This window comes from Streptomyces sp. NPDC028305 (assembly GCF_055569495.1).
Genome location: NZ_JBVHTN010000003.1, coordinates 263,306 through 278,404, shown reverse-complemented (window position 1 = coordinate 278,404; position 15,099 = coordinate 263,306). Strand labels below are relative to the sequence as shown.

At 65.3% G+C, this 15,099-nt stretch carries 14 protein-coding genes and 4 pseudogenes; 11 read left to right on the top strand and 7 right to left on the bottom strand.

Annotated features, from left to right (window positions below; all coding sequences use genetic code 11):
- Positions 1-43: 43 nt before the first annotated feature.
- A pseudogene (locus ACZ4WQ_RS12645) lies at positions 44-1,133 on the top strand (integrase core domain-containing protein).
- 114 nt (positions 1,134-1,247) lie between these two features.
- A complete protein-coding gene (locus ACZ4WQ_RS12640) occupies positions 1,248-1,781 on the top strand; it encodes a GNAT family N-acetyltransferase (RefSeq protein WP_398372396.1) in 534 nt (177 codons plus the stop codon).
- An 859-nt stretch (positions 1,782-2,640) separates the two neighbouring features.
- Here the strand turns inward: ACZ4WQ_RS12640 and ACZ4WQ_RS12635 are convergent.
- On the bottom strand, positions 2,641-2,793 hold the full coding sequence (locus ACZ4WQ_RS12635) for a DUF4241 domain-containing protein (RefSeq protein WP_468022232.1): 153 nt from the start codon (positions 2,791-2,793) through the stop codon (positions 2,641-2,643).
- A gap of 62 nt (positions 2,794-2,855) precedes the next feature.
- Here ACZ4WQ_RS12635 and ACZ4WQ_RS12630 point away from each other — a divergent pair, with 62 nt between their 5' ends.
- The 4 genes from ACZ4WQ_RS12630 (at position 2,856) to ACZ4WQ_RS12615 (ending at position 5,807) form a co-directional block, all read left to right on the top strand.
- Positions 2,856-3,491 (top strand): hypothetical protein, encoded by a 636-nt coding sequence (locus ACZ4WQ_RS12630; protein ID WP_398372398.1) that lies wholly within the window; start codon positions 2,856-2,858, stop codon positions 3,489-3,491.
- Positions 3,492-3,687: 196 nt separating this feature from the next.
- A complete protein-coding gene (locus ACZ4WQ_RS12625; protein ID WP_398372400.1) occupies positions 3,688-4,059 on the top strand; it encodes a hypothetical protein in 372 nt (123 codons plus the stop codon).
- A gap of 157 nt (positions 4,060-4,216) precedes the next feature.
- Positions 4,217-4,510 carry a hypothetical protein gene (locus ACZ4WQ_RS12620; protein ID WP_311730174.1) on the top strand — a complete coding sequence of 98 codons (294 nt, stop codon included), beginning with the start codon at positions 4,217-4,219 and terminating at the stop codon, positions 4,508-4,510.
- 592 nt (positions 4,511-5,102) lie between these two features.
- Positions 5,103-5,807, top strand: coding sequence for an integrase core domain-containing protein (locus ACZ4WQ_RS12615; protein WP_468022231.1), 705 nt, complete (start codon positions 5,103-5,105; stop codon positions 5,805-5,807).
- Here the strand turns inward: ACZ4WQ_RS12615 and ACZ4WQ_RS12610 are convergent.
- Complete coding sequence (locus ACZ4WQ_RS12610; protein ID WP_398372403.1) at positions 5,737-6,036, bottom strand: hypothetical protein; 300 nt, start codon at positions 6,034-6,036, stop codon at positions 5,737-5,739. The two genes, ACZ4WQ_RS12615 and ACZ4WQ_RS12610, sit on opposite strands and share 71 nt — an antisense overlap.
- 470 nt (positions 6,037-6,506) lie before the next feature.
- On the opposite strand from ACZ4WQ_RS12610, the gene ACZ4WQ_RS12605 reads away from it, so the two are divergent.
- From ACZ4WQ_RS12605 to ACZ4WQ_RS12595, 3 genes and pseudogenes are all read left to right on the top strand, one after another.
- Complete coding sequence (locus ACZ4WQ_RS12605; protein ID WP_385339823.1) at positions 6,507-7,313, top strand: SDR family oxidoreductase; 807 nt, start codon at positions 6,507-6,509, stop codon at positions 7,311-7,313.
- A 27-nt stretch (positions 7,314-7,340) separates the two neighbouring features.
- The gene (locus tag ACZ4WQ_RS12600; RefSeq protein WP_398372405.1) at positions 7,341-8,234 is read left to right on the top strand and encodes a helix-turn-helix transcriptional regulator; all 894 of its coding nucleotides are present in this window, start codon (positions 7,341-7,343) and stop codon (positions 8,232-8,234) included.
- 357 nt (positions 8,235-8,591) lie between these two features.
- Positions 8,592-9,673: pseudogene (locus tag ACZ4WQ_RS12595) on the top strand (integrase core domain-containing protein).
- A gap of 494 nt (positions 9,674-10,167) precedes the next feature.
- Here ACZ4WQ_RS12595 and ACZ4WQ_RS12590 read toward each other — a convergent pair.
- From ACZ4WQ_RS12590 to ACZ4WQ_RS12575, 4 genes and pseudogenes are all read right to left on the bottom strand, one after another.
- Entirely contained in the window at positions 10,168-10,557 is a 390-nt protein-coding gene (locus ACZ4WQ_RS12590) for a transposase (protein WP_398372407.1), read from the bottom strand.
- Between the two features lie 186 nt (positions 10,558-10,743).
- On the bottom strand, positions 10,744-12,276 hold the full coding sequence (locus ACZ4WQ_RS12585) for a hypothetical protein (RefSeq protein ID WP_398372409.1): 1,533 nt from the start codon (positions 12,274-12,276) through the stop codon (positions 10,744-10,746).
- A gap of 461 nt (positions 12,277-12,737) precedes the next feature.
- On the bottom strand, positions 12,738-13,025 hold the full coding sequence (locus ACZ4WQ_RS12580) for a hypothetical protein (protein WP_398372411.1): 288 nt from the start codon (positions 13,023-13,025) through the stop codon (positions 12,738-12,740).
- A 176-nt stretch (positions 13,026-13,201) separates the two neighbouring features.
- Positions 13,202-13,908: pseudogene (locus ACZ4WQ_RS12575) on the bottom strand (integrase core domain-containing protein); the annotation flags it as partial.
- Positions 13,909-13,910: 2 nt separating this feature from the next.
- Between ACZ4WQ_RS12575 and ACZ4WQ_RS12570 the strand changes: the two are divergent.
- Positions 13,911-14,390: pseudogene (locus tag ACZ4WQ_RS12570) on the top strand (ISAs1 family transposase); the annotation flags it as partial.
- Positions 14,391-14,431: 41 nt separating this feature from the next.
- Positions 14,432-14,815 carry a hypothetical protein gene (locus ACZ4WQ_RS12565; protein WP_398372413.1) on the top strand — a complete coding sequence of 128 codons (384 nt, stop codon included), beginning with the start codon at positions 14,432-14,434 and terminating at the stop codon, positions 14,813-14,815.
- On the opposite strand, the gene ACZ4WQ_RS12560 is transcribed toward ACZ4WQ_RS12565, so the two are convergent.
- Entirely contained in the window at positions 14,816-14,971 is a 156-nt protein-coding gene (locus tag ACZ4WQ_RS12560) for a hypothetical protein (RefSeq protein ID WP_385339801.1), read from the bottom strand.
- Positions 14,972-15,099 lie beyond the last annotated feature (128 nt).

Genomic DNA, 15,099 nt, shown 5'->3' with positions numbered 1-15,099 from the left:
CATAGGGGGCTGGCGAGACCGGGGATGTTGGGAACACGCCGGGGTGATCGTCTCGCTGGTGTATCAGGTGACGCGGAAGCTGTTGTCGGTTCCGGCGGTGCTGCTGCGTCGGCAGGCGGCCCAGGATGCTGAACTGCTGGCGCTCCGTCATGAGAATGCGGTGCGGCGCAGGCAGCTTGCGGGCCGGGTGCGGTTCGAGCAGGCGGACCGGCTCTGGTTCGCGGTTCTGTCCTCGCTGATACCCCGGTGGCGCTGGACGCGGGTTTTCCCGGTGACTCCGGGGACCCTGCTCGCATGGCACCGAAGGCTTGTTGCACGCAGATGGGACTACAGCAAGTGCCGGAGCAGCCCTGGGCGGCCGCCTACCGCGAATGTGGTAAAGGATCTGGTGGTGCGGTTGGCTCGGGAGAATCCGCGCTGGGGCTGCCGCAGGATCCAGGGCGGGCTCACGCGGTTGGGGTATGAGATCGGCGCCTCGACGGTCTGGGAGATCCTGACGGCGTCCGGCATCGGCCCGGCTCCCCGCCGCGGCGGGCCGGCGTGGCGTGAGTTCCTCACAGCACAGGCCGATTCCATCATCGCCTGCGACTTCCTCCATATCGACCTGGTGGACCTGCGCCGGGTCTACGCGCTGGTCTTCCTTGAGCACGGCACGCGTCGGCTGCACGTCGCTGGGGTGATCGCACACCCGACCGCGCGGTGGACGGTTCAGCAGGCTCGCAACCTTGTCGTCGAAATGGGCGTGCGTTTCGAGTCGCTGCGCGTCTTGATCCGCGACCGGGACGGCACATACAGCGAGTCCTTCGACGCGGTCTTCGCGGCCGAGGACGTCGAAACCGTGAAGACCGCACCACGGACCCCGCGGATGAACGCACACTGGCGAGAGAGTCATTGGGACGTTACGGCGTGAGGCCCTCGACCACGTGCTGATCTGGAATGAGGCCCACGCTCGACGCGTTCTCGAGACCTGTGCCGGGCACTACAACGGGCATCGCCCGCATCAGCCCCGAGGGCGACTACCTCCCCTCGCCGACGACCGGACCGCGCCGTTGACCGACCTGGGCACCAGGCGATGGCTAGTCCGCACTCGTGTCCTTGGCGGCCTGATCAACGAGTACAGGTACACGGCCTGACCTGCCGCGACGGGTTCCTGAACGGCACAGGCTTGACGCCTTGTGGTTCCGGAGCGGCAGCGCGGGCAAGCGCCGGATTACCGATGAGGCGCTTGCCTTCGGCAGGATGGGCGCATGACCGAGATCCGCACATCCCGTCTCCTCCTACGCCGCTGGCACGACGACGACCTCGCGCCGATGGCGGACATCAACGCGGACCCGCGGGCTATGCGCTGGATCGACGACGGTTCGGTGCGCGACCTGGACCACACGGTGGAGGCCATCGAGCGATGGGAGGAGGAGTGGGACGAGGAGGGCTTCGGCCTCTTCGCCGTCGAGCTGCTGGCCTCGGGCGAATTGATCGGCTTCACGGGACTGTCCGTGCCCGAGTTCCTGCCGGAGGCGATGCCCGCCGTGGCGATCAGCTGGCGGCTCGGCTCACAGTTCTGGGGCCAGGGATACGCGTCCGAAGCCGCGCATGCCACACTGGAGTTCGCGCTCCAGGACCGCGGCCTGGACCGCGTCATCAGCATCAACCAGGTGGGGGACAACGCCTCCGAGAACGTCATCCGTAAGCTCGGCATGGTGTCCGAGCGGGAGACGGCGCACCCGGTGTACGGCTACCCGCTGCGCGTTCACGCCATTGATCTCACCGAGTTCCAGGCGTGAACCGGCCGAGCTGTCGATCATCACAAGACAGCCGACCACTGTCCCTACGTCCCTGAGCGCATTGATCGCGACAGTGCGGACATCGAGGGACGGACGGTGTCTTCCCGTCGCTGACCCACGCTTTCACGGAACTGCGGCCAGAGCCGTGAAATCGGCCAATATCGCTCTTCATGCCCCACTCGGTTGCCGTCGGCAACGGGAGCCGGGGCCACCCGCCTGTGGAGTGTGCGGGCCGTGACGAGCGGTCGTGAGATGTCTTCGGCGGCGCTGCGCGCTGGGCTTCGCCCGCCCTGGACAGCTCGACGCGCCCCCAGACCTGGCCGGCTACGGGGCGGACCCTCCGCTGTGGTGCCCGACCTCAGGCAGGCGCGGGCGGCTGGGGTTACGAGCGCGTCGTGCGCCCGCCGGGCGGCGTCGCCGACCGCGACCCGGTTCCCGACGGGATGGCACCGAGGGCGCTGGAGGCGGCGACGACGTCGACGGCGAGAACGGCGTACCGACGAAATGGGGCTGTGTGGGTAACGAAACGCAGTCCGTCGTCGGCCGGACGATTGGGCTGACACCGATCCCACCGAAGGCGGCTCCCGTGTGCGGGAACTTCTGCGTATCTGCGCGGGATACACGCCCTGCTGGACTTGCCGGCCCACGATGCCAGCGCATTGCGTCGGTGGCCCTATCGCCCATGTGCATCGACGCGTAGTACCGCTGGCGAGCTTCCTTGACGTCCTCCGGGAAGGCGTCCACCAGGCCGAAGTCGGTGATCGAGTTGTCGAGCTTCTCAATCGCCGTGTGCACTCTGGAGGTTCGCCGCGGTCTCAGTCTCGGGCAGTGCGGCCTCGCGCCGATGGTCGGCGGCTCCTTACTCTCCCCCGTCGGCGGAACGGAGCTGGAAGTCGACGACGACGCAACCAACCTGTCCGTCGTCGGTGCGGCCGATCCAGACGGGGTAGGCCCCGTCACCCCGGCCGGCACGGAAGGCGATGAGGTTCGGCTCGGGCTCCGTGCTGGGCAGTTCGACGGTGAAATGGCTGTCGAGGGGTATGAACAGGTCCTCGTCCAGCTGGTCTTCGATCCGTGCGCGCCTGTGTCACCGACTCCGAGCCCGTCTCGCCCTGGTCCGCCGTGGACCGCATGTCCACCGTCACCCGGTTCTGCGCCTGGTGCCTGGAGGAGTTCCTCCCCCTGGACCGCGAAACGCTGTTCACCCCCGACACTGTCGAACGCTACGTTCTGACCGGTATGCGGGATCTGCAGGCCTCATGCCGGCGCACGCATCGCTCCCAGCTGTCCGCCATCGGCCGCACGATCACCCGCCGTGCACCCTGGCCACCTGCCAGGACTGGGCTGGCCCGCAACCGGCTGGCCACCCCCTACACCCCCGCCCAGGTCGCCGGATACCTGGAAGCAGCCGGGCAGCAATCCACACCAGTGCGCACCAGGGCGGCGTTCGGGCTCCTCGCCGCAGGGCTCGGTGCCGGACTCATGCCCGGCGAACACCTCACCATCACCGGCCGCTCCCTGGCCACCACCGAGCGCGGTACCACCGTGCTGAGCATCGCCGGTATCCGGCCGCGCGCCATCCCCGTGCTCGCCGCGTACGCACCCCTGCTGCACACCCTCGCCGCCCGCCATCCCGGCGAGCCACTGATCGGCCCGACCCACAACACCGACAAGAACCGCCTCAACCACCTCCTCCCATCAAGGCTCTGACCGGCTACGACCCCTGGGACGCCCTGCAGCGTTCCACCCTGGAGACGGCGGCGACGGGGGCACCTCTGCTCGGCTGGCCGGAAGCGCCGCTGTAGACGCCTTCCCGCACCGTTCGGTTCCCGCGTTAACGGGACGTCAGGGGTGCATAAAGATTGCCGGAATCCGGCAATGTGCGGCCGTGCCTCCAGGTGCCAGCATGACGGGGCCCGAAGACGAGGAACGGGGGTGGCATGTTGCTGAGTTCTTGTGGCCCGCGCTGGGGTTCCCGGCCGTCCTGTTCAGCTTCGCGCTCCTCGTCGTCGCCGGTTACTGGCTGGTGGTGCTGATCGGGGGAGCCGGCGGCGTGGACGCTTTTGACGGGGGCGATGGCGTCCACGCCGACGTGGCGGGCCTTCCGGTCACCATCATCGTCTCGACGGGCGTGGTCATTTCCTGGTTCGTGAGCCTGATCGGTACGGTGCTGATCGGCTGGCCCTGGCTGCGCGCCGCAGTACTCCCCGCCGCGCTGGGCGCGGCCTGGGTCGGTGTCCGCCTCCAGCGACGCCTGGCCGCCCGGCTGCCGTCCTGAGCACCTCAGGGGACTTGAAGCAGTCGTTCACGAAGCGTGACGACCCAATCCCTGCCCGAAGGGTCATGGCGGGGGCCCGCAACGTGCCCATGGCCAGCGCTGGGCACGGCACCTGATATGCAGCGATCTTGCTTACTGAGGCAACTTTGGGGGACTCATGCCGCAAGTTGACGATGACGACTACGAGCCGGTCTTCAAGAAGAGCAACTGGGGTACAAGCCGGTACGTCTACAACCCCAACAACCCCGTAGGGATGGCCTTGATCATCTTGAGCCTTGTCTTCGCGCTCGTGATGATGTTCCTGATGGAGGAGCGGAAGGGCCCCTTCGAGCCCCCGAAGGAGACGCCCTGGAGCCCGCAGATCGATGACAATCCCACCTATCCGTGGGACGAGGACCCATACGCGACGCCTCCCGACGGCACGACGCCGATGCCAAGCCCTACCCCCTGAACACTCAGCGGGGCGGCCAATCGGTATCCCCGCAGTTCCGATGCCCGGTGGCTGGGGCCGACGGCGTCCGAGCCTTTGGGATTGTCCGTGTGTCGGATCTGCCTGAAGGGTGTCCTTATTGCCGTACGGTGGTTGACCTGGGGCTTTGCCATCGCCCAAGTATGGGCATGATCTCTGATCGTGGGTCTGCGACTGCTCTACCTGATCTCCTGCCGACTCCTGGGCTGCTTCCTGTGCTGGGTCGATCGACCGCGGCGAACAACGCTGAGATCCTTGCTCTCCGCCATGAGGTCGCTGCGCTTCGCCAGCAGGTGGAGCGGCCGCGGCTCTCGTGGGCTGACCGTGCCGTGCTCTCTGCCCTCTGCTCTCGCCCGGTACCTGCCACCTGTCTTACGTCGCCATCGGCTGGTCACCCCGGGCACCCTGCTGACCTGGCACCGTCGTCCGGTGCGCTGGAAATAGCGACAGGCACCAGCCAGGCCCGGTCGGCCACCGTTACCGGAAGAGACGGTCGTGCTCATCCAGCGCATGGCGAGAGAGAACCCGGCCTGGGGGTACGTCAGGATCCAGGGCGAACTGCGACGGCTCGGTCATCGGGTCGCCGCCTCCACCATCCGGCGCGTTCTGCGCCGCTCCGGCCTGCCGCCCGCACCGCAGCGCGCCTCCCAGCAGACCTGGCGTACTTTCCTCCGAGCCCAGGCCCACACGCTGCTCGCCTGCGACTTCATGCACGTGGAGACCGTCTTCCTCAAACGTCTCTACGTCTTCTTCGTCATGGAGATGCACCCTGCACGTTCAGGTCCTGGGTGTCACCGCCCGTCCCACCGGCGCATGGGTCGCCCAACTCGCCCGCAACCTGCTCATAGATGTCGAGGAGAGGGCTGGGTGCTTCCGGTTCCTCATCCGCGACCGGGACAGCAAGTTCACCGCAGCATTCGACGCCGTCTTCACCGGCAACGACACAGCCGTCATCCCGACGCCGCCGCAAAGCCCACGGTCCAACGCGTTCGCCGAACGATGGATACGCACAGCCCGCACCGAATGCACCGACCGACTCCTCATCACCAGCGAACGACACCTGCACACCGTCCTCACCATGTGCGCCGAGCACGACAACGCCAGACGAGCCCACCGCAGCCCCGACCTACGTGCCCCAGACGACGACCCGCACATCATCCCCCTGCCCGCCGCCACGGTCAGGCGCACGCAGATACTCGGCGGACTGCTCAACGAGTACCACACCGCGCCACCCCGACCGTCTCACCATCTACAGGAAACGCCCAGCTCAGCAGCCTGATCGGAGTATTGACACCCTTCAGGCGTTTGACAAGGTCGCGGTGCCAACGCAGCACCGTGTCGGGGCGGACGAGTAGCCGTAATCTTCGCAGGACATGCAGTGGCAGCCGGTGCAGCAGCGCTGCCAGGTACGCTCGATCGCTCGGCGTGAACCGAATCTTGTTCTTGCCGAGTTGGCGTTCCAGCACGGTGATCTGGTGGCGCAGGGCGGGGCTGATGAGATCGGGCAAGACGTCGGGGCCCGCCTCCTGACGGAAGCAGGCCCCGACGCAATCATCCGCTCCGGGTCGGTCGAACTGTCAGGCGACCTGAGGTGCAGGCGGATCCAGGAGGTGATGGACGCCCAGCGGGTCGACGCCGTCCTTCAGTACCTCCTCGAGACCCGGGTGATCTTGGTCGTGAACCCGTCTACCAGGGGCTTCACTTATCTGTCACGGCAACTGCCGAACCAGCACGGCAGGTTGGAAAGGGCTCAGTGGATCCGGGGTGAGTCAGCGCACCAGGCAAGGGGGGCTCTCACAGTACCTGTATCACCAGGGTCTCCCAGACGTCCAGAACGCCTGTCAACCTGGTTGAGTCGAAAGCGCCGACAACACTCCATGGACACGCACTGCAGCTTTACCCCCATCAGTTCAATTCAGCTGCCCCGAATGCGCGACCATGTCGGCGATTTCTTCCACGAACGAAGGGACGGAGACCAATGGCGGACAACCAATTCACCACTCGCACAGAACTTTTCGATCTGAGTGGGAAGTACGCCCTTGTCACTGGCGGCACCAGGGGCATTGGGATGATGATAGCGCGCGGCCTTCTCCAGGCGGGCGCCCGCGTCGTCATCAGCTCACGCAAGGCAGACGCGTGCGCGGAGGCACAGCATCTACTGTCTGAATTCGGCGACGTTCAAGCAATCCCCGCCGACCTGTCCAGGCACGACGAGTGTCAGCGCCTCGCTGATCTTGTCATGGCCGACTCGGAACGCCTGGACATCCTTGTCAACAACGCGGGAGCGATGTGGCGCGAGCCGCTGGCGACGTTCCCGGACGAGGCCTGGGACGCAGTGATCGACCTCAACCTCAAGTCGCCGTTCTGGCTGGTGCAGGCGCTGCTCCCCGCACTTCGCAGGGCGGGCACCGCCGATGATCCCGCGCGGATCATTAACATCGGCAGTATCGCCGCCATCCACGTCGCCCAGGCGCCCAACTACTCGTACGCCAGCAGCAAAGCGGCACTCCATCAACTCACCAGAGTGCTTGCCAGGGAGCTGGGCCCACAGCACGTCACGGTGAACGCGGTAGCACCGGGAGTGTTCCCGTCGCAGATGATGGCGTCCACGCTCGATGCCATCGGCGACAAGATCGCGGCGGCGGCCCCTCTGCGCCGGCTCGGCCGCGACGACGACATGGCGGGTATCGCCGTGTTTCTCGCTAGCCGGGCTGGGTCCTACCTCACGGGCACCATCATCCCGGTAGACGGCGGCACCGCGACGACCGCAACGGGTACCCCCTAGACTGCGGGACGGGCTTACGGTGAGGGGATGGCCACGATGGATCTACGCACCGAGATCCGGGAGTTTCTCAGCTCGCGTCGCGCCCGCATCGCACCCGAGCAGGCGGGCCTGCCCGCTTACGGCGGCAACCGTCGGGTCAAAGGTCTGCGCCGCGAGGAGGTAGCGCTACTGGCGGGGGTATCCGTCGACTACTACGTGCGCATGGAGCGCGGCAGCCTCGCCGGTGCCTCCGATGGCGTGCTCGACGCGTTGGCCTCTGCCTTGCAACTCGACGAGGCCGAGCGCGACCACCTGTTCCACCTCGCGCGCCAATCCAGGGCGCCCAGCGGCCCACGCCGGCGTAGGCCTGCCGTGACGGTGCGCTCGACGTTGCAGCAGGTGCTCGACGCGATCTCCGATGCGCCGGCCTGGATCGGTAACGGCCGTTATGACGTGCTCGCCATGAATCAACTCGCTCGCGCGTTGTATTCACCGGTGCTGGCCGACCCGCGACGGCCCGCGAACACAGCGCGGTTCGTCTATCTAAACCCCGAGGCGGCCAGAGATTTCTTTGTCGACTACGACCAAATTGCCGGTGCCGCGGCCGCGAAGCTACGCATGGAGGCCGGCCGCAATCCGCATGACGAGGAGCTGATCGCCCTAGTCGGCGAACTGTCAACGTGCAGTGAGCTATTTCGGCAGCGGTGGGCATCTCAGGACGTGCGGCTGCACCGGTCCGGCCGCAAGCGTATGCGCCATCCGATCGTGGGCCAGCTCGACTTGGACGTCGAGTCCCTGGAACTGCCCGCCGAACCCGGCCTGCACCTCAACGTCTACACCGCACCCGCGGGCACACCGACCGCTGACAATTTAGCGCTCCTGGCGTCGTGGGCGGCCACCCAACAGACGCTGGCGACCGAGCTCGAAGCACACAACGGATAGTCCAACCTCTTCAGCCGTACTAGTCAGCGGACCATGACGTGGGGCAACAATCTGCCGGAAAGTAAACACGGGAGTGAGACAAAAATCAGTGTGGACACGCGGGTGAACCGTTGAAGATGGCGCTGTGGTGGCGCGATGACGCCCGACGCCGTGTCGGTGACGGGCTGATCCATCACAGCGATGCCGGGCCGATACAACTCGAATGCGATTGCGGAAACTGCTGCGCTGGATGGAATTGCATCATCGATTAGCAGTAGGGGGATACCTACGACAACGCGCTAGTGGCTCGTGTGCCGCTCAAAAAGTCATCGCCGCAGGTGAGCGGGGCGCGGTCAGTCCGCTGGGATCATGTCCTCTGTGATCGTGTCCTTGCTGTACAAGGTGACCCGGAAGCTGCTGACTGTCCCATCGGTGCTCCTCCGTCGCGGGACGGCGAAGGACGCGGAACTGCTGGTGCTGCGGCACGAGAACGCTGTCCTGCATCGCCAGTTGGCCGGGCCGGTCCGCTATGAGCCTGCCGACCGGTTCTGGTTCGCAGTCCTGTCCGGGCTGATACCCCGGCGTCAATGGCGCGAGATCTTCCCTGTCACCCCTGGCACCTTGCCTGCCTGGCATCGCAGGTTCATCGCCGCGAAGTGGGACTACACCGCGCGCCGGCGTACCGGACGCCCACCCACCTCGGTAGCGATCAGGACGCTCGTTATGCGGTTGGCCCGGGAGAATCCGAGGTGGGGGCACCGGCGGATCCAAGGGGAGTTGACTCGACTCGGGCATCGGATCGCCGCCTCGACGGTGTGGGAGATCCTCGACGCGGCCGGCATCGACCCTTCTCCACGTCGCTCAGGTTCCACCTGGCGCGAGTTCCTGACCGTGCAAGCCGAGGGCATCATCGCGGCAGACTTCTTCCACATCGACACAGCCCTCGGCAAGCGGCTGTACGCGCTGGTGTTCCTCGAGCACGGCACCCGGCGACTGCGCATCACCGGGGTCACCGCCCACCCGACCCGGGACTGGGCGGTGCAGCAGGCGCGGAATCTCCCCTCCGACCTGGGCATACGCATCGAGTCCCTGCGCTTCTTGTTACGCGACCGCGATGGCAAGTACGGCGAGGCCTCGACGCTGTCTTCCAGTCCGAGGAGATGGAGATTCTCAACAGTGCGCCACAGGCTCCCCGCATGAACGCGCACTGCGAACGGACTATCGGCGGCATCCGACGCGAAGCCCTCGACCACGTTCTCATCATGGACGACGCCCATGCCCGCCGCGTCCTCGCGGCCTACGAGCGGCACTACAACGAACACCGACCCCACCAGGCCCGCAACCAGCTACCACCCGACGCTCACAAACAACCCGCCACGGCGCATGACCTCCACACCCACAGAGTCGAGCGCACCCGGATCCTCGGCGGCCTCATCAATGAGTACAGATATGCAGCATGACATGCAGCGATGACTTTTCGAGCGGCACACGATGACCCATGTGATGACGAGACGCCTCACCGGCGCGAACACCCCCACCTGACGTGAAGCGGCGGTGGCCACGTGAACATCCAACCTCTCCTTCAGGCACTGGACATCCAGGAGGAAGCCACCCGGGCCCAGGCCGACGACCTCCGCACGCAGATCGACGACCTGCAGACCCGGCTGCGAGAGGCCGAGACACACCTCGAGCACCTCGCGATCACCCGCAAGACCGTCACCAGCCTCGCCGACCGGATCCCCGCCGGAACTGCCCGAGCATCCGGACTACGCCCGCATCCTCACCGTGTTCAACGAGGCGACCGGACCACGGCGGGCCACGGACGTCTGCCAGGTCCTCGACCACGAACTCTTGCCCAAGAACGTCGAGGGCATCCGAGCCAAGCTAAAGCGTCCTGGTCAAACTTGGCGTCCTCACCGAAGCCGACACGGGTAACTTCACGAGTAAGCAATAGTCACCGCCACGACCAGCACCTCTGACACAAGCCCCACCCGCAAACGGACATCACTTCACGAACCGTCCACTCAGGGCTGCCTACCACCCTCCCGCGCGTCTCCGCGATCAGGCTGCCCTCAGCTTCGCCAGCCTGCTGCGACAGACCAGCGGTGGGGGTTCTTCCACCCCCACCCGGAAATAGCGGCGCCTCGTGGCGCACCATGGCGTACTTGAAGTCGATGCGGCAGCACACCGCCTCGGCCGCCTGCCGGTCCGACAGGTCGAGCAGGAACTGCAACACACAGACGGTGGCAAGCTGGGCGGGCGAGAGGCTCGGACGCCCGTGGCGCGGGTACCAGTCGGCGAAGTCCTCATCGCACCACAGCCGTCGAGGCGGTCTCTCACCCACATCGTCGTCGTACCGCCAGGGTTGCTCGCCCGAGCAATCTGCACGGTCAGAGACCGGACTTGCTCACCGGAACGAGGACGGAGCGACAACGAACACCTCGGCATGTATCGGTCTTCGGAACAGCCGAGCATGCCCGCTGATCATGCTGCCGCACCGGGAAACTCCAAGATCCCCGACAGAGTCAAGTTAGCAACGCCCTTGCCATGGGACTTGGTAGGAGCTGCTGATCTTGTATTGACCTGCGGCAGGCACCTTGAGACGCGTCCATTCGCCATCGCGTTCCAGGCACCCCTCATTGGCACGAAGCCAGGGGGAGTACGCGATGCGCAGGCTGACCGTCCCACTATCCCGCGCCTGTAGCGTCACCGTGGCGTTATCACTGCTGACGACCTCCGCCCCGGCACCTGAAATCATCGGCTTCGCACCCTTGACTTCATATATTCGCCAATGGGAATCCCGCCACACAGGTTTCAACCAGTCAGGCTCGTTACGGACGAGTTCAGCCTCATCCTTTGCGGCCCAGTCCGGTTCACCTTCTGGCAGAACTACGTAGCCTACAGCCCAGTCGTTGAGCCAGGCACGGTACTTCGCTGACGAGAAACGATTCTTGTAGAAGAGATCGCCGCGCTCCACATCGACTTGACGATTCCAGCCCCGGGCCAGATTGATATGGGGCCCTAGCACAGTGGTTTCTCGGTGATTCACAGCCGGGACCACCTCAACGCGTGTGCGGTCCGCCCCCAGCCGATCAAGGGCCGTCAGCACACCGCGGGATTCCGTAGCCCACGTTGGCACCGGAGTTGACATCCTCGTCACATGAATGGTGTGTTCCGTGACCCAATACACGGAAAGCGCCAGAGCGAGGGCGAGCGCCACCCTTTGAACTTTTAGCCCCTTATGGGAGAGAAGCGCAGCGAGCAACACCGGACCGCCAAACACTTCGGCTAGACGAACGACGTTGGAACCCACAGGCGAGGGAATCAGGGCCGACAGAAGGACTCCGACCGCGTACGTCGCGGCGCCGAAGCGGAGCACTCGCCACTCCCGCGGAGCAAACACCGCAAGCAGTACGCCGAAAAGGACCGGCTTCCAAATATCGTTTGCGGACATTGGCATCATGCCGCTGAAGGGGAAGAGCAGGGTCGTCAAGCCCACCACCACAGTGGGTGGGACGCACAGCGCGAGTGCACTACCGAGGTCTCGATTCAAAAGCCAGCCTGCCCCGCACACAAGAAGGAACAGTCCTGCCACCGGGCTAGCCATGGTCGCCAGCGCGCTGAAGATACCGGCCAGGGCAAGGCGCCGACCATGCCTCACCAGCACGAGGCACGACACCAAGGCGAGCGCAACGCCCAGCGCGAAGGCAGACCGACCGGACGCTACGTTGCCCCAAAGGAACAAGACCCCCAGGAGGGTGGGCCACAAGGGGTGACGGACACCGCTACGTACGAACACGCAGCCCACCAGCCATGAGGCAGCCATACCCGCGGCGACAGTGACAGTTCGCACACCGAACAGTGCCATCAACTGTGGGGCCAAAACACTGTAGTTGCCTACATGGACGCCCCCATACCAGCCAAGGCTGTAGGGCGATCCAGGATGTTCGGCGACGAAGTTGGTCCAGGAGACCTGTGCCGCAAGGTCCCCCCCTCCGGTCCCGAGGAAGATAAACCATAGAACGTACAGAGGAAGGGCGAGCGCGCTGGCCAGGATAGGCACACGATGCCGCTTCCAGAAGGCGCGAACCCACCTCTGTCCAGCAAGGGGGATACGTATACGTCGCGCAGGCAGCTCGGTCGACGAGACAGTGGATGCCACTGATGATTCCGTTCAGTAATTTGCCGAGAAACCGGCCCACCTCGTAGGCCTGTTCGAAATTGGCGACTATTTCCGGGACAGCACTGCCTGGGCGTTACCCATATAGCGCCGGTTTACCTTTTTGATTTCATCGAAATAGGACCTACTATTGTGATTTCGATTTCCTCTAGCCTCTTTTCGGCGGAGAGCCAAACAGCAACTATCTTTGGTCTGCTGCTTGCACTTGACATCAGCCTCAGCGGTTGCAATCTCGCGCTCCAAAGGGTCCCCCTCAGTGCCCCATTTACTAGCCGCACCCCAGGGCGTCGCGTAGTCAAAACCAGCCGTCTTCATGCATGCACTCCAACGACTCACTACGCTCCTCACGCTTTGATCACGTTTCTCGGCATCGAACCTACTCGACTTCCGCAGTTGTTCTTTCCAGAGTTGGCGTCGTCGTTCATCGCCGTGCCGCTGGACCAGTTGTTGCCAACGAAGTTCGAGTCATTCCCCGAGAACGCGCGGGACTCGTCCTTGTCGCCAGCGGCCTGCCAAAGTGTGACGCACGAGGCTTGCGCGCCGCTTTCCGAAGCAGTCGCAGCAGGAGCAATGGCGATGAGGCTGGTGGCGCACACGGCCGCAAGGCTGAGCGAAAGAGTGAGCTTACGCATGAGTTCCTCTCGAAGTTTGGTCAGAAGCGAGAGCGCGTGATGCGGAGCGGAATTTCTCCCTCCACTTCCCGTGAGCCCGCCGGTCGAACTCCTGAATACAAGCATTGCGTTCGTGTGAAGGTCAATGAATTTCCAATGACGGCGGCCTGTGCCGCTCGAAAAGTCGTCGCTGCATGTCACGCGGCGTATGGGTACTCGCTGATGAGGCCGCCGATGATGCGGGTTCGCAGCAGTCGGTGAGCGCCGGTGTCCGTTGGGCAACAGGCTGATTCTGGGCATCGGGTTGTAGTTGGGTGCGGGCCTGGTGGGGCCGGTGCTCGTTGTAGTGACTCTGGTAGACAGCAAGGACCTTTCGGGCGTGTGCTTCGCCCAGGATGAGGACGTGGTCGAGGACTTTGCGGCGGATGCTGCCGATGACGCGTTCGCAGCGGGCGTTCATCCGAGGTGCTCGTGGCGCGCTCTTGATCACGTTCAGTTGCTCGGCGTTGAAGACGGCGTCGAATGCCTCGCCGTACTTGCCGTCCCGATCGCGCAGCAGGAACCACGGGGACTCCATGCGCATGTCCAGGTCAGCGGCGAGATTCCTCGCCTGCTGCACCGTCCATCCCCGCGTGGGGTTGGCGGTGACGCCGGTGATGTGCAGGCGCCGGGTACCGTGCTCGAGGAAGTCCAGCGCGTACAGCCGCCTGCCGAGCACGGTGTCGATGTGGAAGAAGTCCACTGCGATGATGCCCTCGGCTTGTGCGCTGAGGAACTCACGCCAGGTCGGACCGGAGCGACGCGGCACCGGGTCGACGCCGGCTGCGTGCAGGATCTGCCACACCGTCGAGGCTGTGATCCGGTGTCCGAGCCGGGCCAACTCGCCCTGGAACGGGCGTCGACCCGCTGGTCCCGAAACGGTCCTGGCCCGCGGAATCCACGATCCGGCGACTGCTCGCCAGAATCGACGCGGACGCCCTGGACCGGGCGGTCGGAGCCTGGCTCGCGGACCGGCAGACCAGGGGACAAGGGCTGCGAGGGCTCGTGGTCGACGGGAAGTCGCTGCGGGGTGCGGCCCGCGCGAAGGGACGGAAGATCCACCTCCTGGCCGCCTGCGACCACGTGAACGCACTGGTCCTGGCCCAGATGGACGTCGGTGAGAAGACCAACGAGATCACCCGCTTCCGGCGTCTGCTCGACACCCTCGAGGATCTGGCCGGCACAGTCGTCACCAGCGACGCGATGCACACCCAGCATGACCACGCCGTCTACCTGCTCGACCGGCAGGCCCACTACATCGCGATCGCCAAGCGCAACACGAAGAAGCTCCGTCGGCAGCTCAAGTCCCTTCCCTGGACGCAGATCCCACTGCAGGACAGGACCCGTGCGACCGGTCACGGCCGCCAGGAGATCCGCCGGCTGAAGGTGTGCACGGTCACAACCTGCTCTTCCCCGGCACCCGCCAGGCCGTCCAGATCGTCCGCCGCCGCGTCCACCGCAAGACCGGGAAGATCAGCCTCAAGACCGTCTACGCGGTCACCAGCCTCACCGCCGAACAGGCCGGCCCGGCTCAGCTCGCCCGACTGATCCGAGGGCACTGGACCGTCGAGGCCCTGCACCAAGTCAGGGACGTCACCTTCGCCGAGGACGCCTCCCAGCTGCGGACCGGAAACACCCCCAGAGTGATGGCCACCTGCAGAAACCTCGCGATCGGAGCTCTCCACCTGACCGGCGCCCGCAACATCGCCTCCGACCTCCGACGGGCAGCCCGAGACCAAACCCGGCCCCTTGCCCTTCTCGGCCTCACGTGATCAAAACGGACGACAGCAAACTACGCCGAAGCCCTGGCCGGCTTGGGAGCGCAGGAAGTCGGCCCATGTGCTGGAGGTCCTGTCGAGGGCTGGATCGACGCCGGATTCCTTGAGGATCTTCCAGACGGTCGAGGCGGCCACCTTCATGCCCAGCACGAGCAGCCTGCGCCATGTTCCGTGGTCGGATGGTCGTTCCCGCCGCACGGATGGCACGGCGACCGATGTGCACGTGCGGCGGTACGATTCAGATCGACCTGGGCGAGGCAGCGGCTTCGTCCGAGCGC

Bases quoted from the DNA above. Each gene is read 5' to 3' on its own strand.
- ACZ4WQ_RS12605 (WP_385339823.1), top strand. From the start codon at position 6,507: ATGGCGGACAACCAATTCACCACTCGCACAGAACTTTTCGATCTGAGT.
- ACZ4WQ_RS12620 (WP_311730174.1), top strand. From the start codon at position 4,217: ATGCCGCAAGTTGACGATGACGACTACGAGCCGGTCTTCAAGAAGAGC.
- ACZ4WQ_RS12640 (WP_398372396.1), top strand. From the start codon at position 1,248: ATGACCGAGATCCGCACATCCCGTCTCCTCCTACGCCGCTGGCACGAC.
- ACZ4WQ_RS12580 (WP_398372411.1), bottom strand. From the start codon at position 13,025: ATGCGTAAGCTCACTCTTTCGCTCAGCCTTGCGGCCGTGTGCGCCACC.
- ACZ4WQ_RS12625 (WP_398372400.1), top strand. From the start codon at position 3,688: ATGACGGGGCCCGAAGACGAGGAACGGGGGTGGCATGTTGCTGAGTTC.
- ACZ4WQ_RS12600 (WP_398372405.1), top strand. From the start codon at position 7,341: ATGGCCACGATGGATCTACGCACCGAGATCCGGGAGTTTCTCAGCTCG.